Raw genomic sequence first — 24412 nt, forward strand, 5'->3', positions numbered from 1 at the left:
ATCATAAACATTAATCATGGACACAGTTTTGCCCGACTGAACGACCGACCGGGAATCGGGGTGCGTCGGCGCCCGAACCCGCCCGGAATCGACTACTCCAGCGGCTCGACCAGTTCGACGACGTGGCCGTCCGGGTCCTTCAGAAACGCCGTTCGGGCCCCGGCCGCGTTGTTGTCGCCGGGCTCTTCCACCACGCCGTGGTCGTCTATCGCCGCGAACGCCTCGTCCACGTCGTCGACCCCGACCGCGAAGTGGTCCACGCCGGTCCCCTCGTGGAACTCGTCCTCGCCCTCGGTGTCGGAAAGCTGGAGTTCGACTCCGTCCTCGTCCGCGACGTAGACATTCCGCGTCCCGCCGCTCTCGAACTCCCAGCTATACCCGAACCCGAGGTTCTCGACGTACCAGTCGGCCGCGGCGTCGGCGTCGGCGACGTTCAAACAGACGTGCAGGAATCCCATCGTCGGCCACGACAGGCCCAGAACCCATACCCGTTCCGGCGGCGGCAACACCCCTTCCCCGCGTTCCCGCGAACGTCATCATCTACCAAAGGGTTTTGCGGCACGGAGGCAAGACCCGAGCATGGCAACCGAGCGGCGAGACGACCGGTGGGACACATCGGCGGAAGCGCTCGGCCACGAGCGCCCGGACGTCCCCGCCCACGCGGCGCTCGCGGACGACCTCCGCGAACGGGTTCGCGGCGAGGTACAGTTCGACGAGTACGCGCAGGTGCTGTACGCGACCGACGGGAGCGTCTACGGGGCCAGACCTGCCGGCGTCGTCTGTCCGAAGGACACCGACGACGTGCGCGAGGCGGCCAGGGTCGCCGCCGAGCACGACGTGCCGGTGCTCCCGCGGGGTGCCGGCTCCTCGCTCGCGGGGCAGGCCGTCGGCCCGGGCTGTGTCGTGCTGGACCTCTCCCGGCACATGGACGACGTTCTCGAGGTCGATCCGGGCGCGCGGCGGGCGACCGTCCAGCCCGGCGTCGTCCAGGACCACCTCGACGACCGCCTCGCCGAGGACGGCCTGAAGTTCGCCCCGGACCCTGCCTCGTCCGCAAGGGCGACCGTGGGTGGCGGGCTCGGCAACAACTCGACGGGCGCCCACTCGGTTCGATACGGCATCAGCGACGCCTACACGGAGGAGCTTCGCGTGGTACTCGCCGACGGCTCCCTCGTTCACGCCCGCGAGATCGTGCTCGACTCGCCCGAGTGGGAGGCGGTCGTCGGGAAGTTCGACCGCGAGGCGGACCTCTGCCGGACGGTTCGGGGGCTCGTCGAGGACAACGAGGCCGAGATCGAGGAGCGCTACCCGACGCTGAAACGCTCCGTGTCCGGGTACAACCTGCACAAGGTCATCTACGAGAACGACGACGGCGAGGAAGTCATCAACCTCTCGAAGCTGTTCGTCGGCGCCGAGGGAACGCTCGGCGTGATCGTCGAGGCGACCGTCTCGCTCGTCACGAGACCCGAGGAGACCGCCCTCGCGCTGTACTGCTTCGAGGACCTCGTCGACGCGATGCGGGCGGTTCCGGTGGCCCTGGAGTACCCCGTCTCCGCGGTGGAACTCATGGACGAGGAGGTGTTCAGGCTCGCCCGGGAGTCGACCGAGTACGCCCAGTACGCCGAGCCGATTCCGGACGGCACGGCCGCGGCGCTGATGCTGGAGTGGGACTCGGAGGTCGTCTCCCGCTCGCCCGGCGACGGGGGGCCGGACGAGACGCCGGATTTCGAATCGGCCTTCGCCGACGCGACCCGGGAGTTCGTCACCGACGGCGACGCGTTCGAGGTGCTGGAGGCGTACACCGACGAGGCGCAGTCGGACCTCTGGAAGCTCCGCAAGGCCGCCATCCCGCTGCTGATGAGCCTCCAGGGCGACCCGAAGCCGTACCCGTTCATCGAGGACGCATCCGTTCCACCCGACGAACTCGCGGAGTACGTCCAGCAGTTCGAGGCGGTGCTCGACGAACACGGCACCTCAGCCGCCTACTTCGCTCACGCGGGCGCCGGGACGCTCCACATCCGGCCCATCCTGTCGCTGAAGGAGGGGGAGGGCATCGAGACGATGCACTCGATCGCCGAGGACGTGACCGACCTCGTGCTCGAACACCACGGGTCGTTCTCGGGCGAGCACGGCGACGGCCTCGCGCGCACCGAGTTCAACCCGGAGATGTACGGGCCGGCGCTGTGGACCGCGTTCCAGGACCTCAAGTCGGCGTTCGACCCGGACTGGCGGATGAACCCCGGGAAGGTGGTTTACACCGACCCGGAGACGGCGAGCGAGCGCGGCTATCCGGACACCGCGGCGAACACGGACATGCGCGACGACCTCCGGTACGGCGCGGACTACCAGTCGATCGAACCCCGAACCGCACTGGACTTCTCGGAGGAGGGCGGGTTCTCACACCTCGTCGAACTCTGCAACGGCTGTGGCACCTGCCGGCAGACGCGCGGGGACGTCATGTGTCCGACGTACCGCGCCTCGAAGGAGGAGATCCAGACGACCCGTGGCCGGGCCAACATGCTCCGGGCGGCCATCTCGGGGGACCTCGACGAGAACGAGATTCACTCCGATCGGTTCCAGGAGGAGGTGCTGGGGCTCTGTGTCGGCTGCAAGGGCTGTCAGTCGGACTGTCCCACCGGCGTCGACCTGGCCAAACTGAAAGCGGAGGTGAAACACCAGCACCACGAGGAGGACGGCTCGAGCCTCCGGGAGCGACTGTTCGCCGACATCGACGCGGCGAGCCGGCTCGGCTCGACGCTCGCGCCGCTCTCGAACCTGGCGACATCCGTGCCCGGCGCGCGCTGGGCGATGGAGAAGACGCTCGGTATCGCGGCCGACAGGGAGCTCCCGTCGTTCACGCGGGCCACGTTCGTGGACCAGTTCCGTGCCCGGAGCGGCCCGGCGATCGCCGGAGACGACGCGGAAGCGACCGTGGTGCTGTTCCCGGACACGTACTCCAACTACAGCACCCCCGAGGTCGGGATGGCGGCCGTCGAGGTACTGGAGGCGGCTGGCTGCCGGGTCGAGGTTCCCGACGACCTCGCGCCGTCCGGACGGGCCGCGTTTTCGAGCGGCTTCCTCGACCGCGCCCGGGACCGCGCGGAACGAAACGTCGACGCGTTGCTCCCGCACGTCGAGTCCGGAGCGGCCGTCGTCTTCGTCGAACCGTCGGACGCGGTGATGTTCCAGGACGAGTACCGCGACCTGCTCGACGGGGAGGCGGTGGAGGCGGTTTCGGCGGCGAGCTACGGGGTGCTGGAGTACCTCGACGTCTCGCGGGCGGACGAGCGCGCGTCGTTCGACGCGCCCGGCGGCGCGTTCGCCTACCACGGCCACTGCAACCAGAAGGCGACGAACAAGGACCACCACGCGGTCGGCGTCCTCCGGCGGGCCGGCTACGAGGTGGACCCGCTGGACACGACCTGCTGTGGCATGGCGGGGAGTTTCGGCTACGAGGCCGAGCACTACGACCTCTCGAAGGCCATCGGGTCGCTGTTGTTCGACGCCGTGGACGGGAGCGACGCCCACCGCGTGACCGCGCCGGGAGCGTCGTGTCGGTCACAGCTTGGCGACAGGGAGGGGCGAGCGGAGCGACCCCCGCACCCGGTCGAACTGCTGCAAGCGGCGCTCGAACGATAGGATCAAAACAGTTCCCTCCCCCCGATCCGGACCGAATCCGTCCGACGCGGCCCGCGATCGACCCTTAGATCCAGCCTTCCGCCGCGAGCAGTTCGCCGTTGAGCACCGACGCGCCCGCGGCACCGCGGACGGTGTTGTGCGCGAGGCAGTTGTACTTCACGCCCTCGGCCGTGGTCCGGACGCCGCCGGCGACGATCTGCATGCCGTCGCCCCGCATCCGGTCCATCCGGGGCTGGGGGCGGTCGGGGTCCTCCGGGCCGAACACGTGGATGAGCGGGTCGGGCGAGGACGGGAGGTCCCCACCGGGGAGGGCGGCCATCGCGTCCCGTACCTCGTCCGGGTCGGGGTCGGCAGTCGTCTCGGCGAACACGTTCTCCAGGTGACCATCGAGCGTCGGGATGCGGTTACAGGAGGCGGCAACGTCCGCGTCGTGGAGCGATAGCTCCGCGCCGTCGAAGGAGCCGAGCAGCTTCCGGGATTCGGACTCCATCTTCTCCTCCTCGCCGCCGATGTGGGGGACCGCGTTGTCGATGATCTCCATCGAGGTGACACCCGAGTAGCCCGCGCCCGACACCGCCTGGAGCGTCGAGACGTGGACGCGTTCGAGGCCGAACTCGTCGAGCGCGGCCAGCGTCGGCACCATCGTGATGGTCGAGCAGTTCGGGTTCTTGATGAGCGCGCCGTCCCAGCCGCGCTCGTCCCGCTGAACCTCGATGAGGCCGAGGTGGTCCGGGTTGATCTCGGGGATGGTGAGCGGGACGTCCGCCGCCATCCGGTCGTTCGAGGAGTTCGAGGAGACGACGTAGCCCGCCTCACAGAGCCCGGGTTCCACCTCGGCGGCGACGCCGGAGGGGAGCGAGGAAAAGAGCAGGTCGACGTCGTCCGGGATCGCTTCGGGGCTCGTCTCGCGGACGATCAGATCCGCGACGTCGTCGGGGATTGGCGTGTCGACGCGCCACTTCGCCGCGTCGCCGTATGACTTGCCCGCGCTCTCGTCGCTCGCCGTCACGCAGGCGAGTTCGAACCCCTCGTGGTTTTCGAGTAGCTGGATGAACCGCTGGCCCACGGCGCCCGTCGCGCCGAGGATGCCGACTCGCGTGGTCATTGTGTGCCCCTGTGTCACACGAGCATAAGACGGTTCGGATTCGGGTGAGGGCGGCCAGATTTACCGTAACAGCGAGTCGTCATGGAACGGTCGCGCCCGGCGACGAATCGTCGAACTCGGGCGTGATCTGGCGACGGTTCGACGGTCGCCCGCGAGCCGCGACGATGGGGTGGACGTGGTCATGCGCGTTCGGACTTACAGTGCCGCGTCGAACGCGCGCTGGAGGTCCGACTTCATGTCGTCGACGTGCTCGACGCCGACCGAGACGCGGACGAGTCCGTCCGTGAGCCCCGCCGCGAGCCGCTCCTCGCGGGGGATGGCGGCGTGGGTCATCGAGGCCGGCTGCTCGATGAGGCTCTCGACGCCGCCGAGACTCTCGGCGAGCGTGAACACGTCCGTCTCCGAGACGACGGTGCTGGCCTGCTCCAGCGTCCCGTCGAACTCGAAGGAGAGCATCCCGCCGAAGTCGTCCATCTGTTCGGCCGCGAGGTCGTGTTGCGGGTGGGAGTCGAGGCCGGGATAGAACACCTCCGAGACGTGCTCGTGCTCGTCGAGCCAGCGTGCGAGTTCGGTCGCGTTCTCGCAGTGGCGGTCCATCCTGACGGGGAGCGTCTTCGTCCCGCGGAGCACGAGAAAGCAGTCGAACGGCGAGGGCGTCGCGCCGACGGAGTTCTGGTAGAAGCCGATGCGCTCGTCGAGCGTCTCGTCGTCGGTGACGAGCGCGCCGCCCACCACGTCCGAGTGGCCGCCGAGGTACTTCGTGAGCGAGTGTGAGACGACGTCCGCGCCGTGCTCCAGTGGCCGCTGGAGGTACGGCGTGGCGAACGTGTTGTCGACCGCACAGAGCGCGTCGAACTCGTGGGCCAGGTCGGCGAGCGCGCCGATGTCGTTGACGTTCATCCGGGGGTTGGTCGGCGTCTCGACCCAGAGGAGTTCAGTCGAATCGCCCATCGCGTCGCGCACGGCGTCGTGGTCGGTCGTGTCCACGAAGTCGAACGAGAGGTCGTACTCCTCGTACACCTGCGTGAAGATGCGGTGGGTGCCGCCGTACACGTCGTCGCCGGCGACGACGTGGTCGCCCGCCTCCAGCAGGTTCAGGACGGTGTTGATGGAGCCCATCCCCGAGGAGAACGCGCGGCCGAACTCGCCGCCCTCCAGGGCCGCGAGGTTCGCCTCCAGGTCGGTCCGCGTCGGGTTCCCGGTCCTGCTGTACTCGTAGCCGCGGTGGTCGCCCGGCGCGTCCTGCTCGTACGTGGAGTTGGCGTAGATGGGCGTCATCAGCGCGCCCGTCTCCTCGTCCGGGTCCTGTCCGGCGTGGACCGCGTTCGTCTCGATACGGAACGTCTCGGGTTCCTCGGTCATGTTCCCCGGTGTGCGGGCCCGCCGTGTCACTCTTGCCATCCGGGACGCGTCCCGTCCGCTCGGGCGGTCGGAGCGTCCCTCCCGCGCGCAGTCGTTTCGGGGGCGTTCGGAGCGCGGATTTAAAAGTCGTCACCGAATAGGAGGTGCATGGCCAAGTACTCCACCGGCAGCGGGGGCGGTGGCGACGGCGCGGACGCCTGCGAACTCTGCGGCCGCGAGGGCTCGTCGCTGACCCGCGCCAACGTCGCGGGCGCGGACCTGCTCGTCTGCTCGAACTGTGCGCCCCACGGCGAGAACCGCAGCCAGCGCCGGAAGAAGTCCGAGCAGGAGGGCGGCTCCCGCGACGACACCGAGACGAACCGGAAGAAGCGCGCCGCACAGAACACGGCCCGCGTGTACGACGCCTCCCGCGCGAACACCAAGCGCTGGGAGGAGGAGGGGACCGACTACGAGGAGGACCGCCTCCCGTACCTCGTCGACGAATACGGCGATCGCGCCGAGACGGCTCGACGGGACGAGGGACTGACCGTCGAGGAGCTCGCGGACGAGATCGCCGTCGACGAGGACGACCTGCACGCCGTCGAGGAGGGCCGGGCCTCCCGCGCGAACGTCGGCGGCTCGGTCATCGGCAAGCTCGAGGAGCGGCTCGGCGTCGAACTGGCCGACGAGTAACCCCGAGCGATTTTTCTCGCCCGCCGGACATCTCCCTCCATGAGCGGAACGCTCGCCCCAGAGGCGCCCGAGGTCCGCGAGTTCACGGCAACCGTCGAACGGGTCGACGGCGACGCGGTCGAACTCGACGAGACGTACTTCTACGCCGAGTCCGGCGGCCAGCCGGCCGACCGCGGCACGCTCGACGGCGTCGCCGTCGAGACTGTCCAGGTCGAGGACGGGACCGTGACCCACGAACTCGCGGAGTCCCCCGACTTCGCTGCCGGCGACGAGGTGGCTGGCGTCGTCGACGACGACTTCCGGACGTACTGCATGCGGGCCCACACGGCGAGCCACCTGCTGTACGGCGCGGGGCAACGCCTCCTCGACGACCTCGGGTACGGCGGCTTCGACATCTCCCCCGAGAAGGTCCGGGTCGACTTCACCACGACGACCGACATCGACGACGGGACGCTCGTGGAACTCGAACGGCTGGTCAACCGCGCCGTCTGGGACTCGCTCCCCGTCTCCTGGGCCGAACTGCCCGTCGGGGAGGCGCGCGCCCAGGCCGACGTCGCGTTCAACACGAAGACCGAGGAGGGGGTCATGGCGGACGCCGCGACCGTTCGCGTCGTCACCATCGAGGGGTGGGACCGGGCCGCCTGCGGCGGGACCCACGTCTCGAACACGGCCGAAATCGGCCCCGTCACGGTCCGGTCGCGCTCGAACCCCGGCGAGGGGATGACGAGAGTCGAGTTCTCGGTCGGGCCGCCCGCGGTCCGCGCGGCGGCCGAGCGCCACGGTGCCGCGCGCACGACGGCACGCGAACTCGATAGCTCGACGGCCGAGATGCCGACCGTCGCCGCCGCGCTCCGGGAGGAGCGGGACGAACTCGAAGCCGAACTGACCGAACTCCGGGGCGAAGTGGTCGAAACCGAACTCCGATCGTTCGAGCGGGTCGAGGCCGACGGCGCGACGTGGCTCCTCGGGAGCGTGTCGGGCTTCGACGCGAACACGGTGGGCGAGCGGGCGAAAGCCGTCGCGTCCGAGCGCGATCTGGTGGTGGCCGCGGTCGAGGCGGGCCCGTCCCCCTTCGTCGTCGTCGCCGCCGAGGGTGACGTTCACGCCGGCGACGTGGTCGAGGAACTGACTGACGTCTTCGGCGGCGGCGGCGGCGGTGGCCCGCCGTTCGCACAGGGGGGCGGCGTGAACGCGGACGCGTCGGAACTGCTGGACTGGCTCCGCACCTACGCGTCAGAGAAGTAATCGAGCGCGACGTAGAGGAGCCACATCAGCGCGAAGAAGCCGACGATGACGGGGCCGAGCTCCGGCGACCCGAGCGCCGCGGCGACGAGCCAGAGCAGGATCCCGACGGCCGCGAAGACGACCCCCGCGCCGAGTTCGTTCAGTTCGTCCTCGCCGCCGGGCGGGAGTCGACGTCGGATCCTGAGGTAGAGCCGTTCGGACTCGTCGTGTTCGTGGTCGGCCGACATGGGAATCGGTTCGCCGGACAGCCGGAAGTGTGTTCCCCGTTCCGGGCCGAGTCGGGAGTTTCGAGTCGGGTACGTTTAACCTCGGCCGCCCGAACGGGCGCACATGACGGACGCTTACGGCCACTCGGACTCGCTGCTCACCGAGGAGCAGCGGGCCATCCGCGAGGTGGTCCGCGAGTTCGCACTCGAGGAGATCCGCCCCGGCGCGCGGGAGGCCGACGAGACCGAGACGTTCCCGGAAGACGCGTGGGACGACCTCGCCGATCTCGACCTGACTGGACTTACCGTCCCCGCGGAGTACGGCGGGTTCGACGCCGACCGGCGGACGTACGCGCTGGTGAACGAGGAGCTCGCCTACGGCCAGCTCGCGGTCGCAACCGCGCTCTCGGTCCACAGTCTCGCCACCTCGTGCATCGCCGAGTTCGGAAGCGAGGCGGTCCGGGAGGAGTGGCTCCCCAAGATGGTCGAGGGCCGTCCGGTCGGCGCGTTCTGTCTCTCCGAGCCCCACGCGGGGTCGAACCCCGCGGAGATGTCGACGACCGCGGTCAGGGACGGTGACGAGTACGTCCTGAACGGCGACAAGCAGTGGATCACGAACGGCGAGCGCGCCGGCGTCTACGTCGTCTTCGCCAGGGCCGACCCGGAGGATCCGGGGTCGATCACGCAGTTCCTCGTCCCGGCCGACTACGACGGCGTCACCGTCGGCAGGAAGGAGGACAAACTCGGCCTCAGGGCGTCCGACACCACGGCGATGCAGTTCGACGACGTCCGGCTCCCGGAACGCTACCGTCTCACCGAGGAGGGGAAGGGGCTGAGCGCGGCGTTCCGCATCCTCACGGGCGGTCGCATCGCCATCGCGGCACAGGCGGTTGGCCTCGCGCAGGCGGCCATCGACGAGGCGGTCGAGTACGCGTGGGAGCGCGAGCAGTTCGACGGGCCGATCGCGGAGATTCAGAGCGTTCGCCACAAGGTCTCCGAGATGGCGACGAACGCGCAGGCCGCTCGGCTGCTCGTTCGTGAGGCCGCAAGACAGGCCGACGCGGGCGAGGACCCACGTCTCGTCGCGGCGATGGCGAAGTACTTCGCCAGCGAGACGGCCGTCGACGTGACGAACGAGGCGGTCCAGATCCACGGCGGCTACGGCTACATGTCCGAGTTCGACGTGGAGCGGTTCTACCGCGACGCGAAGATCACGACCATCTACGAGGGGACCACGGAGATCCAGAAGAAGATCATCGCGCGCGAGGTCCTGGGGTAACGCGTCGCCGTCCCGTGGGATACCACGCGTCGCGTCCGCGAACCTCCGGAGAAATCACGGCAGGCCGACCGTACGCTTTTATCGCCGTGGCGCATCCGACCGGGCGTGAACCGGGCCGACTTCCGCGAGTTCGACGCAGTCGTCTACGACCTCGACGGGACGCTGGTTCGACTCGCGGTCGACTGGGACGAGGCGACCCGGGACGTCGTGACGCTGTTCGAGCGGCACGGACACGAGACGAACGGGATGGGTCTCTGGGAGCTCCTCGAACGCGCCGACGACGTCGGCCTTCGAACCGAACTGGAGGAGATTCTCGCCGAACACGAGAGGGACGGGGCTCGCCTGTCGGAACGCCTCTCCCCGGCCGACGACCTCCCGCTGTCCGTGGCGACGGGGGTCTGCTCGCTGAACTGTGAGTCGGCCTGTCGCGTCGCGCTCGAGGGCCATCGCCTGAGCGACCACGTCGACGCGGTGGTCGGGCGGGACACGGTCGGGACGTACAAACCGGATCCCGAGCCGCTGCTCGCTACGCTCCGGATGCTCGAAACGCCGCCCGAGGAGGCACTGTTCGTCGGCGATTCCGAGCGGGACGAGCTGACCGCGGACCGGGCCGGCGTCGCGTTCGAGTGGGTCTGACGGGAGTCCGGGGCCGAGTTACCGGGTCCACCGGGCGTAAAAGTACACCGAGAGCGCCGTGAGGAACCAGATTACGGCACCGACGCGGACGGCGAACTCCGCGCGTGCTCCCCACGTCGGGAGGGTCGCGAACGTCGAGAGCCCGGTCACGACGGGCGCGCCGACGACGATGGTCACGACGAACGTCGTCTGCATGACCCAGGCGTAGTCGATCCCGTCGGGGTTCGTCGTCTCGACGCGCTGTGGCACGGATCGACGTTCGGGTCGCCGCGCTAAGTGGTGTCGGTTCGGAGCGTATGCCGGGACCAGTCCCCGAGAGACCGGGGTGGCGACGTTCCGGAACCGAGAGAGTTTATCACGTCACCCTCGAACACGCTCGCATGACCACGACGCGGACGGTCAGGGAGATGGCCGGCGAGGAGCCGATCACGATGCTCACGGCCTACGACGCGCCGACCGCCGAGGTGATAGAGGAAGCCGGCGTCGACGTGATCCTCGTCGGCGACAGCATGGGGAACGCCGTGCTCGGCTACGATTCGACCCTCCCCGTCACCGTCGATGAGGTTGCGAGTCGGACCGGCGCAGTCGCTCGCGCGACCGACGACGCGCTCGTCGTCGCCGACATGCCGTTCCTCTCGTTCGGCGTCGACGACGCCGAGAGCATCGAGAACGCCGGTCGGATGCTCAAGGAGGCGGATGCGGACGCTGTCAAGCTAGAGAGCGGGCCCCACACGGTCGAGTTGACGCGGCGGCTCACGGACCTCGGGATTCCCGTGATGGCACACCTCGGGTTGACTCCACAGCACGTCAATCAGCTCGGCGGATACACTCGGCAGGGGACCGAGCGCGACGCCGCCGAGGAGATCGTCGAGCTCGCACGTGACCACGAGGAAGCCGGCGCGTTCTCGCTCGTGCTCGAGCACGTCCCGTCGAACCTGGCCCGTCAGGTGACCGAGGCGCTCTCGATTCCCACGATCGGCATCGGTGCCGGACCGGACACCGACGGACAGGTGCTCGTCGTCACCGACGTGCTGGGTCTGGACGACTGGTCGCCGCCGTTTTCGAAGCAGTTCGGCGACGTGCGCGGGGAGATGCAGCGGGCCGTTTCCGAGTACAGACGAGCGGTCGAATCGGGAGAGTTTCCGGCCGAGGAGCACAGTCACGTCGAGCACGACGTCGACGACGTGTACTGAACCCGCTCGGTCCGCGGATGGGGGCGAACAGGTGGTTCCCGTCGATCGAGTCAGGGTCCCGAAGCGGTGAACCACGCGACTGCGGACGCTCCGGGGCGATCGGTCACGTCACACCGGCCGTGGTCCCGTTCCCGTATTTGAACGTTCGCCTCAGACGTCGTCGAGCCAGTCGGCCAGCGAGTCGTTGAACGCCTCCGGTCGTTCGAGCATGGCGAGGTGCGCGGCGTCCTTGAGGACGGCGAGCTCCCCGTTCGGGATCCGTTCGGCGAGATACTCGTGGTACGACAGCGGCGTCAGGTGGTCGTGTTCGCCAACGAGCGCCAGCGTGGGGACGTCGATCTCATCGAGCCGTTCGCGGACGTCGAACGTGTGGCAGGTCCGGAAGTCGCGTTCGACGACGGGGCGTCCGGTCTCGCGCATCGCCCGCCGCGAGAGGTCGAGGTGGCGCGCGTCGACGTCGTGGAAGAACCGGTCCTCCGCGTGAAGGAACTCGATCGCCCGGTCGAAATCGTCCGCGAGCCACGCGAGCAGGTCCTCGAGGACGGCGAGTTTGGCACCGGTCCCCGCGAGCACCAGTCCGTCGAGGTTGAGGTCGCGTTCGAGCGCCGCCCACATCGCCACCGCGCCGCCCAGCGAGTTGCCGACGAGAACGCTCGCGCCGGTCTCGTCCGCGATCGCGACGATGTCGTCGGCGTACGCCTCCAGCGCGTCCGGCCCCCCGGTCGCGCCCACGTCGTCGCTCTCCCCGTGGCCGCTGAGCTCCAGGGCCACGACGGGGTAGTCGTCGGCGAGCCTCGGCTGGGACTTCCAGACGTCGGCGGAACCGCCGCTCCCGTGAACGAACAGCAACCCGGGCCCGTCGCCCCCGCGGTCCGAGACCCGATACGCCGTCCCGCGACCGTGGTGCGTGACTCGGTTCATGGCCGTAGTCGGGGGCGCTGTTGCATAAAGCACGGTGCTCGTTTCCGCGTGAACCACAATTCCACCTTGGAACCCGCTGGACCACTACTGTACTGCGATTCGTTGGAGAAAGGCTTATATATTAATGCGTATTACCTTGAGTTAGGACATTCCATGAACCAGCCACAATACTCCGGCCGCGCCGAGCGGTTCGTTCGTCGGTACGACTACGACGATCGGACCGTCCTCGCGGCCGACACCGGCGCTGCCGACGACGCCCTCTCGGTCGACATCCTCGAGGAGACGGCGATCGTCGTCGTCGACCGTGACGGCGACGAGGAGGAGTTCGAACTCGACCTCCCCGGATCGGCCGCAACAGTTGACACCCAGAACGGCGTACTCACCATCACGATCCCCCAATGAAACTCACCGTCAAACCACTGAAGCAGAAGGACGCGGGCAGGCGGCTTGCGGCCATCGACCGCGTCGCGGCCGAGGAACTCGACCTCGCGGGAGGCGACTACATCCGGCTCGAAGGTGACTCGACGGCCATCGCGCGCGTCTGGCCGGGCTACCCCGAGGACGACGACACGGGCGTCGTCCGCATCGACGGCCAGCTTCGACAGGAGGCCGGCGCCGGGATCGACGACCGCGTGACCGTCGAGTCGGCGGACGTCGAACCCGCACAGCGCATCACCATCGCGCTGCCCCAGCAGTTCGGGATCCGCGGCAACGTCGGCTCGATCATCCGCGACAAGCTCTCGGGCCAGCCAGTCACGCAGGGCCAGACCATCCGGTTCCCGCTCGGGCTCGGACTGATGGGCGGCGGGTCGCAGGCCGTGCCGCTGAAGATCGCCTCGACCCAGCCGAGCGGGACGGTCGTCATCACCGACTCGACCGACGTGGACATCTCCGAGAAACCGGCAGAAGAGATCGCCGAGAGCGCCGCGACCGGCGCGGAGACGCCCGACGTCACCTACGAGGACATCGGCGGGCTCGACAACGAACTCGAGCAGGTCCGCGAGATGATCGAACTGCCGATGCGCCACCCGGAGCTGTTCAAGCGCCTCGGCATCGAACCGCCGAAGGGCGTGCTCCTCCACGGACCGCCCGGCACCGGGAAGACGCTCATCGCCAAGGCCGTCGCCAACGAGATCGACGCGCACTTCCAGACGCTCTCGGGCCCCGAGATCATGTCGAAGTACTACGGGGAGTCCGAAGAGCAGCTTCGCGAGGTGTTCGAGGAGGCAGAGGAGAACGCCCCCGCGATCATCTTCATGGACGAACTCGACTCCATCGCGGCCAAGCGCGAGGAGGCCGGCGGCGACGTCGAGCGCCGCGTCGTCGCACAGCTACTCTCGCTGATGGACGGGCTGGAGGACCGCGGCGAGGTCGTCGTCATCGGCGCGACGAACCGGGTCGACGCCATCGACCCCGCGCTCCGGCGCGGCGGGCGCTTCGACCGCGAGATCGAGATCGGCGTGCCCGACCGTGACGGCCGCAAGGAGATCCTGCAGGTCCACACGCGCAACATGCCGCTCACGGAAGATATCGACCTCGACGAGTACGCGGAGTCGACCCACGGCTTCGTGGGCGCGGACCTCGAATCGCTGGCGAAGGAGGCCGGGATGAACGCGCTCCGGCGCATCCGCCCGCAACTGGATCTCGACGCAGAGGAGATCGACGCCGAGGTGCTCGACTCCATCGAGGTCCGCGAGTCGGACGTGAAGGACGCGATGAAGGGCATCGAGCCCTCCGCGCTGCGGGAGGTGTTCGTCGAGGTACCGGACGTGACCTGGGCCGACGTCGGGGGCCTCGAGGACACGAAGGAGCGCCTCCGCGAGACGATCCAGTGGCCCCTCGAGTACCCCGAGGTGTTCGAGGCCATGGACATGCAGTCCGCGAAGGGCGTGATGATGTACGGCCCGCCGGGGACCGGCAAGACGCTGCTCGCGAAGGCCATCGCCAACGAGTCGGAGTCGAACTTCATCTCGGTGAAGGGGCCCGAACTGCTCAACAAGTTCGTCGGCGAGTCGGAGAAGGGCGTCCGCGAGGTGTTCAGCAAGGCGCGCGAGAACGCCCCGACGGTCATCTTCTTCGACGAGATCGACTCGCTCGCCACCGAGCGTGGCCGCAACACGGGCGACTCGGGCGTCTCCGAGCGGGTCGTCTCACAGCTCCTGACCGAACTGGACGGCCTGGAGACGCTGGAGGACGTAGTGGTCATCGCGACGACGAACCGCCCGGACCTCATCGACTCGGCGCTGCTGCGGCCGGGCCGCCTGGACCGCCACGTCCACGTGCCGGTGCCGGACGAGGAGGCCCGCAGGGCCATCTTCGGGGTCCACACCCAGCAGAAGCCGCTGGCCGACGACGTCGACCTCGATTCACTGGCTCGCCGGACGGACGGCTACGTCGGCGCCGACATCGAGGCCGTGACCCGCGAGGCGTCGATGAACGCCTCCCGGGAGTTCATCGAGTCGGTGGCCCCCGACGAGGTCGCCGACTCGGTCGGCAACGTCCGCATCACGATGGACCACTTCGAGACGGCCCTGGACGAGGTGAATCCCTCGGTCACCCCCGAGACCATCGAGCGCTACGACGAGATCGAGAAGCGGTTCCGGCAGGCCGAGACGGCCGAGCCCGAGGAAGGGGAACTGGGTCGGACGTTCCAGTAGACCGACCGCTTTTGACCGGGGTCCTCCTCGGTCGGCCGCGTTCGCCGCGCGTCCCTCGCTCGCGGTGCGGACGCTGCTGACGACTGCACCGGGCGTCTTCCGAGCGACCGACCAACGTTGCTTCGGATCGCGGACACGGTTGCCTCCTCGCGGATACTTATCGACGGTACCGACTTGCCAGATTTCGATGGTATATCAATCCACCTCCTCGGGTGGAGAACCGGAGCTATTCATAAAATGCACTGAATGTGGCCAAATACTAACCGGTCAGGAGACGGAGGACGGGTCCCTCCGGCCGATCGGAACCGACGGAACCTGTCCCTGCGGGAGTACGGAGTTCAGCTCGTTCAGCGAGCGCTGAGCGTCGTCGAACGGTTCGACCGACGAAATCGACGACCTGCTCCCGCTCGTTGCGGATCGTGGTCCCGCTCGCCTACTCCCGTTTCAACCCGCCGCGCTGTTTGATCTGCATGATGCGCCGCACGTTCAGGTAGATCTCCTCGGGCGAGGTGTCCTCCGCGGGGTCATAGAGGTCGGAGACGCGGTAGAGCAGCGCCGAGAGCTGTTTCGACTCGCTGGACTCGTCGCGGACGTCCTCCGCGATCGCCCGGATGAACTCCCGTCGCGTCTCGTCGGGGACGAACTCGGCGGCCGAATCCGGCGCGAGCGCCCAGTCCTCGTCGTCCTGACGGTCGGACGGGAGCTCGTCCGCGTCGGACACGGCGCCGGCTTCCGAACTCCCGTCGGAACCGTCGTCCGGGTCGGTCATGGGGGATTCGTGTTCCGCGGCCGCCTAAGCCCTTACTGAGTCGGGGCGTCGGTGGTCGAGTGACTGCTCACTTTCCGTCGCTGCACGACGCCGACGTTGTTGGCGACGTTCTCGGTGACGAGTTTGAACGCGTCCGCCGTCTCCGAGTCCTCGCGCAACACGATGGGCTCCCCGCCGTCGCCGCCCTTCCTGACCGCCGGGTCGAGCGGGACGCCGCCGAGGAACGGCAGGTCGTTGTCCGCGGCGAACGCCTTCCCGCCGCCCTTGCCGAACACCTCGTGCTCGCTGCCGCAGTCGGGACAGACGAACCCGCTCATGTTCTCGACGATGCCGAGCACGTTCGTCTCGTGCTTGCCGAACATCCGCAGGCCCTTGTTCGCGTCGTCGAGCGCGACGTCCTCGGGCGTCGTGGCGATGACCGCGCCCGTGAGCGGCATCGTCTGGAGGATGGTCAGCTGCGTGTCGCCCGTCCCCGGCGGCAGGTCGAGCACCATGTAGTCGAGGTGGCCCCACTCGACGTCCTCGACGAGCTGGGTGAGCACCTTGTGGACCATCGGCCCGCGCCAGATGACGGGGTCGTCCTCCCCGACGAGGAACGCCATGCTCATCAGGCGCATCCCGTACTTCTCGGGGGGCACGATCGTCTCCTCGCCCGTCGCCTTCGGTGCCTCGTCGGCGTCGACCATCCGCGGCACGTTCGGCCCGTACACGTCGGCGTCGAACAGGCCGACTCTCGCACCCAGTTTCGAGAGCCCGGCCGCGAGGTTCACCGCGACCGTCGACTTCCCGACCCCGCCCTTTCCGGACGCGACCGCGATGACGTTCGTCACGTTCGGCAACACCGCGTCCTCCCCCGCCACCTCGCCGGGGATGTTCGCCGAGAGGTCGACGTCGTAGCCGGTCCCGTCGAGTTCCTCCCGGACCCGGCCGGCCATCGCCGTCTCGTCGGGCGAGTACGGCGCGCCGAGCGCGAGCGAGACGCGAACCTCGCCCGCGTCGTCGTCCACCTCGACGGCGTTCACCAGCCCCAGCGAGACGATGTCGTCGCCGAGCGCGGGGTCCTCGACGGCCGTGAGTCGCTCACGAACCGTTGCTTCGTCCATGTCCCACCCTCGGCGAGCGCGGCGAATAAGGATTGTGAAGGGGTGACAGCGAGTTCGACGGTCGCGGCCCGTCGTAACTTCGATCGGTTACGTTTTCCTCCGAGTGTGCCACAGGTTCAAGTCCGTCCGCGCCGAGAATTCATCCCATGGAGACGCCCCTGGCGGACGACTTCGGGCGCGCCGTGACCGGGGTGCGCGTCTCGCTCACGGACCGGTGCAACTTCGACTGCGTCTACTGTCACAACGAGGGGCTGGGAGACACGCGCGGCCCGATGGACCCGCAGGACGACGAGATGTCGGCTGACGACGTCGTCCGCTTTCTGGAGGTCGCCGCCGAGTTCGGCGTCGACTCCGTGAAGTTCACGGGCGGCGAGCCGATGCTCCGCGATGACCTGGAGGAGATCGTCCGCCGCACGCCGGACTCGATGGAGACGTCCATGACGACGAACGGGACGTTCCTCCCGGGTCGCGCCGAGGGACTGGTCGACGCCGGCCTCGACCGCGTGAACGTCTCGCAGGACGCGCTCGACCCGGACGAGTTCGCCGAGATCACGAAGTCGGGCGCGTACGACAGGGTGATGGAAGGGGTCGAGGCCGCCCTGGACGCGGGGCTCGCCCCGCTGAAGCTGAACATGGTCGTGTTCGAGCACACCGCCGGCTACGTCGAGGGGATGGTCGAGCACGTCGCCGACAACAACGGCCTCCAGCTCCAGCTCATCGAGTACATGCCCGAACTCACGGGCCGGCCCGAGTGGAACGTCGACATCGGGCGCGTCCACGACTGGCTCGCCGACATCGCGGACCGCGTCGAGCACCGCGAGATGCACGACCGGCGGCGCTACTTCGTGGCCGGCGGGATGGTCGAGATCGTCGATCCCGTCGAGAACGAGACGTTCTGTGCCAACTGCGGGCGCGTCCGGGTCACCCACGAGGGCTACCTGAAGGGCTGTCTCAACCGCAACGACGACCTGAAGTCGATGGGCGAGATGACGAAGCCGGAGATCAGGGAGGCGTACCGCGAGGTCGTCGCCGACCGCGTCCCGTACTACGGCGAGTACCTCGTCGAGAACGACCGCGGCGAGTACGAGATCAACGAGGAGTACATCGGCGCGTAACCCGATCGCCGGTCCCGTCGACCACCCCGGTTTTTGGCGTCCTGGTCCGTTCCTGCTGGCATGGACCCGGCCGACGTCCCGGACGAGGGGACGACGATCAGCCACGAGCGCACGTTCCGCCGCGAGGACGTCAGGCAGTTCGCCGACGTCTCGGGCGACCGCGGCGTCCACCACGAGGAACCCGACGAACGGGGTCGACTCCTCGTCCATGGCCTGCTCACCGCGACGCTGCCGACGAAGATCGGCGGCGACCTCGACGTGCTCGCCCGGGAGATGGACTTCGAGTTCCACCGGCCGGTGTACACGGGCGAACGGATCGTCTGCGAGGTCGTGCTCGACTCGGTCGAGCGCGCCGACGCCGACGCGCGCGCTGACGTCGAGGCGAGCATCGAGTGTCGAAGGGGCGAGGAGGTGGTCCTGACCGGCGGGTTCGAGGGCGTCGTGTTGGCGTGATCGAGCGTCCGACACGTCTCGCTGCCCGAGCGTCCGTCGACTCACGTCGGCGACTCACGCCCGGTGACACCGACGTCACCGACGGCCACACCTAAGCGACCGGCGGGCCGATGACGCGTATGACCTGTCCACACCTGGAGTATCGCGACTCGCACGGCGAGAGGGAGTTCGAGACGGCGCGCGCGTTCTGCACCGTCACTGACACGTTCGTCCAGCCGGTGCGCGCGGACATCTGCAACGAGCGGTACGACCTCGACCCCGAGGCCGACTGCAAGTACTTCCGCGAGCACGCGGGGCTCGACTGGGACGAATGACCTACGAAGAGTACCTCGACGGCAAACCCGTCGTCATCACGGCGGCGCTGACGGGAGGTATCCAGGGGAAGGAGACGCATCCGGGGCTGCCGGAGACCCCCGACGAGATCGCGGCGGCGGCCGCTGCCTGCGAGGAGGCAGGCGCGGCGGTCGTCCACCTCCACGCGCGCAGAGAGAACGGCGAGCGCGCGTTCTCGACCGAGCGCTTCCAGGCGGTGACCGACGCCGTGCGCGAGGCGACCGGGAATCTCATCATCCAGCACTCGACCGGCGGGACGGCCGCGCCGGACGCGCTCCGCGCCGAACCCCTCCGGACTGACCCGGCACCTGAGATGGCGAGCCTCGACATGGGCCCGATGAACCGCGGGCGACGCCTGACGAGCGAGAACACCCGCGACACGATCGACGGCCTCCACGCCGAGATGCGCGAGCGGGGGATCAAGCCCGAACTGGAGGTGTTCAACAGCGGCCACCTCAACGAGTCGTTCCGCATCGTCGAGGAACTGGACGCTCCGCCGTACCTGAACCTCATCTTCGGCCCCGGGACGCTCTCGCCGCCGTCGCCGGCGAACGTCCAGAACATGGTCGACCAGCTCCCCGACGGCGCGGAGTTCAACGTCATCGGGTTCGGTCCCCACCAGCTCCCGCTGACGACCCAGTCGCTGCTGCTGGGCGGCCACGTCCGCGTCGGCCTCGAGGACAACAGCTACTACCGGAAAGGCGAGCGCGCGACGAACGAGCGACTCGTCGAGCGCGCGGCCCGGATCGCCGAGGAACTGGGCCGGCCCGTCGCCTCGCCCGCGGCGGCGCGCGACCTGCTCGGCATCTGACTCCGATCGACCGTCGCGCTCCGACCGGGGCCGACCATCGCGTCCGTGGATTCCGCCAGAACGTCTTTCCCCTCCCACCCACAGGCTCCGGTATGAACGAGGGACGGTGGGACGGGCCCGAGGCGGTGGCCCGTCGTCTCGCGGACCGCGCGCGGTCACTGTCCGGCGACGACACCCGCCCGGCGTTCCCCCCCGTCGAACCGGCTCGGCGGGTGGACCCCCACGACGCGTTCGCACGCGCCATCGAGACGCCCGAAGCGGTCGAGGGTCCCCTCGGGGACCTCGACGTCTCGACGAAGGACAACGTCGCGGTCCGGGGAGTCACCCACCGGGCGGGGACCGGCGGGCTGGCCTGGGAGCCGACCCACGACGCGACCGTCGTCGAGCGACTCCGGGCTGCCGGCGCCGACCTCGTGGGCACGACCCGGATGGACCCGTTCGCGCTCGGCGTGACCGGGGAGGCCTGCGTCGCGGGCAGGACGGAGAACCCGACCGTCCCCGGCGCGGTTCCGGGCGGCTCCTCGAGCGGGAGCGCGGCCACGGTGGCTACCGGTGCCGCCGACGCGTCACTCGGCACCGACACCGCCGGTAGCGTCCGCGTGCCGGCCGCGTTCTGTGGCGTCGTCGGCGTGAAACCGACGTTCGATCTCGTCCCGCGGACCGGCGTCCTCGACCTGGCGCCGACGCTCGATCACGTCGGCGTGCTGGCCGAGGACGTCGAGACTGCGAGCCGGGTGCTCGAGGTCGTCAGCGGCGGCGACCCGCTCAGGCCCGCGACGGCCCACGCCGAGCGCCTCTCGCTCGCCGAGTCGCTCGATTCCCGACTCGGCCGGGTCCGCGTCGGCGTCCCGGAGCCGTTCGTCGGCGCGGCCGGGACCGGCGTGCGGGCGACGTTCGAGGGGACGCTGGCGGAACTCTCGGGCCGCCCCGGCGTGACCGTCGAACGGGTCGCGTTCCCCGAGCACGACGACGCTCGGATCCTCAACCAGCTCCACACGCTGCGGGAGTTCGCCGAACTGCGCGAACGCGGCGGTCACCCGGTCGGTGACGGTCGCTTCCCGGAGATGCGTGCCGCACTGTCGACGAGCCTCGCGGAGGCTGACGTCCCGCCGCGCGTTCGCCGGCTCGCGGCGGCCGGCGAGCGGTTGCGGACCGAGGGGCGGGACGCGTACGGCGCGGCCTGGGACGCCCGTCGCCGGCAGGTCCGCCGGGTCGAGGCGTGCTTCGACCGGGTCGACGTACTCGCGACGCCGACGACGCCCGTGACGGCTCCGGCGTTCGGAACCGTCGGGGACCGCGCCGGACACGACGTCTCGCCCGCCGAGATCGTCTCGAACACCGCGCCGTTCAACAACACCGGTTCGCCCGCGGTCTCGGTCCCGTGCGGTCGGCACGCGGGCTCGCCGGTCGGTCTGCAGATCGCCGCGCCGCGCGGCGAGGACGCGCTCGCGCTCCGGGTCGCGCTCGCGGTCGAGCGCCTCGATTGACGCGTGTCCGTTGACGAGTATCAGTCGACGTGTCGCCGTCGAGGCGTTTCGGCAGGTGCCTCCGTCGACCAGTCTCAGTTGAGGAGCAGGACGAAGACGACGAACCCCACGAGCATCGAGAACGTCAGGAGGAACTGGGCCGCGGCGGAGGCGAGCAGCCCCACGATCGTCCATCCCGACGTCACGGCCGCCTCCTCGAACTCCTTTCCGGCGTACAGCTCCGAGCCGAGGACGACGGCGACGACGCCGAGCACCACCCCGAGCGGGCCGAAGACGAACAGGAGGGCGAACGACGCCACGGCGGCGAGAACCATCGTCTTCGTCTCGGCCCCGCCGGCCTTCGACGCCAGCGCGCCGCCGAAGTGGTCGACGGCCGCCGTGAGCAGCCCGACGACCGTGAACCCGAGCAGGAGCCAGAGTCCGAGGTCGTTCCCCCCGCCCGGTGCGTCGAAGACGTAGTAGACGTATACGCCCGCCAGCGAGGCGAGCCCCGCCGGGACGAGCGGGACCACGCTCCCGACGACGCCGGCGACGAGGAGGAGGAGGGCGACGACCGTGACGAGTTCGACCATGTCGTCGCGGACGCCGGCGAACGGCATGAACCCACGGGTCGGGCGGCGTCAGTCGAACCGTTCGCGTTCCGTTCGTGCCACCTCGCCGCCGTACTCGGTCACGAGGGCCCGATACGCCTCCCCCAGCGCCCGCATGCACTGTCTCGTCGAGACGAACTCGAGTTCCTCGGCGACCTGCTCCCACGAGTGAGCCTGCAACACCTTGCGGACGAGCAACCGTTCCGCTCTCGGTTCGAGCGGCACGCGGTCCTCCAGCAGGTGCGCGAGCGCGAGCCGACGGAACGGCCCCGGCGACGCGTCGTACAGCCCGGGGCCGAACGACGCGCCGACGGCGACGCGCCACTCGTACTCGGAGAGGTCCGGCAGCGGCGCGGCGTCGGCCGCACAGGCGCGGAGGACGGTCCGAACCACGTCCGGGTCGACCGCACGGAGCGCGTCCTGAAGGACGGCCACGAGCCGGTCGCGGAACCGTGCGGCGTTGCGGTCGTGGAGCGCCCGACCCGCTTCGGATTCGGGTCGGAGCATCACCGCCGAGTGTTCGCCGCTCGCCTCGTTTCGGGTGGTCGCCAGGTGGACCGGCCGGTAGCCGTTCCGCCGCCAGAACCGGAGGAGTTCGGGCGTCGCCCCGAAGCCGGTGCTGAGGTAGTCCACGTCGTCGCCGAACTCCTCGCGGATCTCTCCGAGGAGCAGCGAGCCCAGTCCCTCGGAGCGAACCGCGTGGTGGGTCGCGATCCGCATGACGCGGATGCCGACCGGCGCGGCCGCCCGGCGGTCCCTGAGCTGGCTCGTCAGCACGTCGGGGACCATGTTTCCCCGGACGCGGACGCCCTCGTACATCGACTCGCGCGTCTCGCGCTCGAGGCCGCCCTCCCGCGCGAGCAGCGCGACCGAAACCACGTTCCCCTCGTGGGTGAGTGCCCGGACGGAGACGTTCGGCGCGTCGAGCAGTCGCGCGAGGTCGTTCGGTTCGGTCCGGTAGTGGGCCAGCACGAGCAGCCCGAACGTTTCCCTCAGCAGCCGCTCGTCCGAACGCAGGGCCTCCCGTTCGAGCACGTCGTAGCGGGCGGAGCCCGGCGACGCGTCGGCGACGGCCTCGTCGACCGCCGGCCGCGCGTCGAGCAACAGCGCGCGGAACGCCCACGATTCGACCGGGTCGCCCCGGGCATACCGGATCGGGTCCTCCAGCCGGATCTCGGAGCCGTCGTGGCCGGACCGGCGCAGGCGGTCGCGGAACCGGACGGAGAACCCGCGGCCGGCACCCTCGTACCCGTGGACGGTCGTGACGAAGGCGGCCGACGGGGCGTCGAGGAAGCGTTCGAGCAGGCGGACCGGGAGCGCCGCCGCCTCGTCGACGATGGCCACGTCGGCGTCGGCCGCCTCGGCCGCGGCGTCGGCGGCGGGGTGGAATCGGACTGTCCCGCCGGTCGTCGTTCGGAGCCGCCGCTCCTCGCCCGACGCGAGGTTCCCCTCCTCGGACAGCAGCGCCCGCGCCCGGTCGAACAGCGCCGCCGCGCCGCCGAACTCGGGAGCCGTCACGAGCACGTCCCTGCCCTCGCCGGCGAGGCTCCCTGCGGCGAGGCCGGCCGCGCTGGACTTGCCGCGCCCGCGGTCCGCCTCGATCACGACCGCGCTGTCCGGCTCCGCGAGCCGTTCGAGTTCCCTGACGGCCCGCGACTGGTCGCGGGTGAGACAGGCTCCGTACGCACGCTCGGGGAACCGCGTCCCGGCCGGAACCCGCGGCTCTGGCTCCGAGGGCGGCGCTCCCCCGCCGGTCAGCCCGTCGCGTTCGAGGACCGCCGCGTCGGCGTCGTAGACGGCGACGCCGGGGTGCCCGCGGATCGTCTCGACGAGCCGCGTGCGGAACCGACCGGTCACGTCGTCGAGATCGAACGGCGGGACCGCAAGCGACTCGTCGAAGCCGTCCCGCCGGTCGGGCCACTCGTCCAGCGGCGGTGCGAGCAGCACGTAGAGCCCGCCGCCGTCGACGGCGCCGACGGACTGCCCCAGCGCGTTCGGCGAGAACTCCGCGAACGCGTCCACGACGACGGCCTCGCGCGTCGTGCCGAGCAGCCGGTCGGCGTGTTTCGGGCGCAGTCGCTCGTACCTGAACCCCTCCCGCGTCGTCAACAGCGTCGCGTCCTCGGCGTCGACGTCGGCCGAGTCGAGGACCGTGTAGGCGGCGTCGACGCAGCGGTCGCGGTCGCCGTGGACGACGAGCAGCCGTCGCTGGTCGGTCTCGCGGGCCTCCGCACGAATGGCCTCGACCGCCGCGTTCAGCGACATGGCTCCACCTTTCGCGGTGGGGAGGTTGGGTCTTTCCGTCCGGCCCGCGGCCGCGACCGACCCGGCCCGAACTGTCGGGGACTTTAATTACAGTGGGGCCCTTGCCGTTAGGTAGCAATGGCCATTGACCCGCGGTTCGAGGACAATCGGGAAGTCGCCGAGGAACACGACGGGCACAAGGTGTGGGGGCCGGTCGAGGAACCCGAGACGCTCGGCATCCACGGCACGCACGTCGCCGTGGACTTCGACATCTGTCTCGGCGACGGCGCCTGCGTCGACGACTGCCCCGTGGACGTGTTCGAGTGGGTCGACACGCCCGGTCACCCAGAGAGCGAACTCAAGGCCGACCCGGCACACGAGGACCAGTGTATCGACTGCATGATCTGTGTCGACGTCTGCCCGGTCGACGCCATCGACGTCGACGCGGGCCGGGCCGGCCGACTCTGAGGGTCGGGGACGAGCGGGACGACGAGTTCGCGCCGGGAACGTCCGGCCGCGTTCGCTCCGTGACGACGTCCGCCTAGCGGCCGTGCCGTGGCGAATTCGGCCGATTCGGCAGTTCACCGCAGCA

At 69.6% G+C, this 24412-nt stretch carries 24 protein-coding genes; 14 read left to right on the plus strand and 10 right to left on the minus strand.

Annotated features, from left to right (window positions below; translation table 11 throughout):
- Positions 1-92: 92 nt before the first annotated feature.
- Complete coding sequence (locus RJT50_RS08375; RefSeq protein WP_313695844.1) at positions 93-458, minus strand: VOC family protein; 366 nt, start codon at positions 456-458, stop codon at positions 93-95.
- Positions 459-579: 121 nt separating this feature from the next.
- Here RJT50_RS08375 and RJT50_RS08380 point away from each other — a divergent pair, with 121 nt between their 5' ends.
- Positions 580-3639 (plus strand): FAD-binding and (Fe-S)-binding domain-containing protein, encoded by a 3060-nt coding sequence (locus RJT50_RS08380; protein WP_313695846.1) that lies wholly within the window; start codon positions 580-582, stop codon positions 3637-3639.
- 64 nt (positions 3640-3703) lie between these two features.
- Here RJT50_RS08380 and asd read toward each other — a convergent pair whose 3' ends face one another.
- Positions 3704-4744: an aspartate-semialdehyde dehydrogenase gene (asd, locus tag RJT50_RS08385; protein WP_313695848.1), complete on the minus strand. Its 1041-nt coding sequence runs from the start codon at positions 4742-4744 to the stop codon at positions 3704-3706.
- A 195-nt stretch (positions 4745-4939) separates the two neighbouring features.
- Positions 4940-6106 (minus strand): cystathionine gamma-synthase, encoded by a 1167-nt coding sequence (locus RJT50_RS08390; RefSeq protein WP_313695849.1) that lies wholly within the window; start codon positions 6104-6106, stop codon positions 4940-4942.
- Between the two features lie 147 nt (positions 6107-6253).
- On the opposite strand from RJT50_RS08390, the gene RJT50_RS08395 reads away from it, so the two are divergent.
- The gene (locus tag RJT50_RS08395; protein ID WP_313695851.1) at positions 6254-6778 is read left to right on the plus strand and encodes a helix-turn-helix domain-containing protein; all 525 of its coding nucleotides are present in this window, start codon (positions 6254-6256) and stop codon (positions 6776-6778) included.
- A gap of 39 nt (positions 6779-6817) precedes the next feature.
- A complete protein-coding gene (locus RJT50_RS08400) occupies positions 6818-8023 on the plus strand; it encodes an alanyl-tRNA editing protein (protein WP_313695853.1) in 1206 nt (401 codons plus the stop codon).
- Here the strand turns inward: RJT50_RS08400 and RJT50_RS08405 are convergent.
- Positions 8005-8250: a succinate dehydrogenase/fumarate reductase transmembrane subunit gene (locus tag RJT50_RS08405; RefSeq protein ID WP_313695855.1), complete on the minus strand. Its 246-nt coding sequence runs from the start codon at positions 8248-8250 to the stop codon at positions 8005-8007. The two genes, RJT50_RS08400 and RJT50_RS08405, sit on opposite strands and share 19 nt — an antisense overlap.
- A gap of 103 nt (positions 8251-8353) precedes the next feature.
- Between RJT50_RS08405 and RJT50_RS08410 the strand changes: the two genes are divergently transcribed.
- Positions 8354-9508, plus strand: a complete 1155-nt coding sequence (locus RJT50_RS08410) for an acyl-CoA dehydrogenase family protein (RefSeq protein ID WP_313695857.1) — start codon at positions 8354-8356, stop codon at positions 9506-9508.
- 105 nt (positions 9509-9613) lie between these two features.
- Positions 9614-10144, plus strand: coding sequence for an HAD family hydrolase (locus RJT50_RS08415; RefSeq protein WP_313695859.1), 531 nt, complete (start codon positions 9614-9616; stop codon positions 10142-10144).
- A gap of 18 nt (positions 10145-10162) precedes the next feature.
- Here the strand turns inward: RJT50_RS08415 and RJT50_RS08420 are convergent, their stop codons facing one another.
- Positions 10163-10393, minus strand: coding sequence for a DUF5822 domain-containing protein (locus RJT50_RS08420; protein ID WP_313695861.1), 231 nt, complete (start codon positions 10391-10393; stop codon positions 10163-10165).
- 131 nt (positions 10394-10524) lie between these two features.
- On the opposite strand from RJT50_RS08420, the gene panB reads away from it, so the two are divergent.
- The gene (gene panB / locus RJT50_RS08425) at positions 10525-11337 is read left to right on the plus strand and encodes a 3-methyl-2-oxobutanoate hydroxymethyltransferase (protein ID WP_313695863.1); all 813 of its coding nucleotides are present in this window, start codon (positions 10525-10527) and stop codon (positions 11335-11337) included.
- A 150-nt stretch (positions 11338-11487) separates the two neighbouring features.
- Here the strand turns inward: panB and RJT50_RS08430 are convergent, their stop codons facing one another.
- Positions 11488-12258 (minus strand): alpha/beta fold hydrolase, encoded by a 771-nt coding sequence (locus RJT50_RS08430; RefSeq protein ID WP_313695865.1) that lies wholly within the window; start codon positions 12256-12258, stop codon positions 11488-11490.
- 153 nt (positions 12259-12411) lie between these two features.
- Here RJT50_RS08430 and RJT50_RS08435 point away from each other — a divergent pair, with 153 nt between their 5' ends.
- Complete coding sequence (locus RJT50_RS08435; RefSeq protein ID WP_313695867.1) at positions 12412-12660, plus strand: DUF7127 family protein; 249 nt, start codon at positions 12412-12414, stop codon at positions 12658-12660.
- Positions 12657-14915 carry a CDC48 family AAA ATPase gene (locus RJT50_RS08440; protein ID WP_313695868.1) on the plus strand — a complete coding sequence of 753 codons (2259 nt, stop codon included), beginning with the start codon at positions 12657-12659 and terminating at the stop codon, positions 14913-14915. Before RJT50_RS08435 ends, RJT50_RS08440 begins: the two co-directional genes overlap by 4 nt.
- Positions 14916-15348: 433 nt before the next feature.
- Here RJT50_RS08440 and RJT50_RS08445 read toward each other — a convergent pair whose 3' ends face one another.
- Together RJT50_RS08445 and RJT50_RS08450 are read right to left on the minus strand one after the other, a co-directional pair.
- Complete coding sequence (locus RJT50_RS08445; protein ID WP_313695869.1) at positions 15349-15684, minus strand: DUF7976 family protein; 336 nt, start codon at positions 15682-15684, stop codon at positions 15349-15351.
- A 32-nt stretch (positions 15685-15716) separates the two neighbouring features.
- Positions 15717-16787 carry an Mrp/NBP35 family ATP-binding protein gene (locus RJT50_RS08450; protein ID WP_313695871.1) on the minus strand — a complete coding sequence of 357 codons (1071 nt, stop codon included), beginning with the start codon at positions 16785-16787 and terminating at the stop codon, positions 15717-15719.
- Between the two features lie 146 nt (positions 16788-16933).
- Here RJT50_RS08450 and moaA point away from each other — a divergent pair, with 146 nt between their 5' ends.
- The 5 genes from moaA (at position 16934) to RJT50_RS08475 (ending at position 20986) form a co-directional block, all read left to right on the plus strand.
- Positions 16934-17902 carry a GTP 3',8-cyclase MoaA gene (gene moaA, locus RJT50_RS08455; RefSeq protein WP_313695872.1) on the plus strand — a complete coding sequence of 323 codons (969 nt, stop codon included), beginning with the start codon at positions 16934-16936 and terminating at the stop codon, positions 17900-17902.
- A 60-nt stretch (positions 17903-17962) separates the two neighbouring features.
- Positions 17963-18355, plus strand: coding sequence for a hotdog family protein (locus RJT50_RS08460; RefSeq protein ID WP_313695874.1), 393 nt, complete (start codon positions 17963-17965; stop codon positions 18353-18355).
- Positions 18356-18474: 119 nt separating this feature from the next.
- Entirely contained in the window at positions 18475-18669 is a 195-nt protein-coding gene (locus tag RJT50_RS08465; RefSeq protein WP_313695876.1) for a hypothetical protein, read from the plus strand.
- The gene (locus RJT50_RS08470) at positions 18666-19499 is read left to right on the plus strand and encodes a beta-keto acid cleavage family enzyme (protein ID WP_313695878.1); all 834 of its coding nucleotides are present in this window, start codon (positions 18666-18668) and stop codon (positions 19497-19499) included. Before RJT50_RS08465 ends, RJT50_RS08470 begins: the two co-directional genes overlap by 4 nt.
- Before the next feature lie 92 nt (positions 19500-19591).
- A complete protein-coding gene (locus RJT50_RS08475) occupies positions 19592-20986 on the plus strand; it encodes an amidase (RefSeq protein ID WP_313695880.1) in 1395 nt (464 codons plus the stop codon).
- A gap of 74 nt (positions 20987-21060) precedes the next feature.
- Here RJT50_RS08475 and RJT50_RS08480 read toward each other — a convergent pair whose 3' ends face one another.
- Positions 21061-21585: a DUF456 domain-containing protein gene (locus RJT50_RS08480; protein ID WP_313695881.1), complete on the minus strand. Its 525-nt coding sequence runs from the start codon at positions 21583-21585 to the stop codon at positions 21061-21063.
- A gap of 21 nt (positions 21586-21606) precedes the next feature.
- Positions 21607-23841, minus strand: a complete 2235-nt coding sequence (gene tmcA, locus RJT50_RS08485; RefSeq protein ID WP_313695882.1) for a tRNA(Met) cytidine acetyltransferase TmcA — start codon at positions 23839-23841, stop codon at positions 21607-21609.
- A gap of 117 nt (positions 23842-23958) precedes the next feature.
- Here tmcA and RJT50_RS08490 point away from each other — a divergent pair, with 117 nt between their 5' ends.
- Positions 23959-24288 (plus strand): 4Fe-4S dicluster domain-containing protein, encoded by a 330-nt coding sequence (locus RJT50_RS08490; protein ID WP_313695884.1) that lies wholly within the window; start codon positions 23959-23961, stop codon positions 24286-24288.
- Positions 24289-24412: the final 124 nt, after the last annotated feature.

Origin of the sequence: Halobaculum sp. XH14 (assembly GCF_032116555.1) — an archaeon.
Taxonomy (GTDB): Archaea; Halobacteriota; Halobacteria; order Halobacteriales; family Haloferacaceae; genus Halorarum; species Halorarum halobium.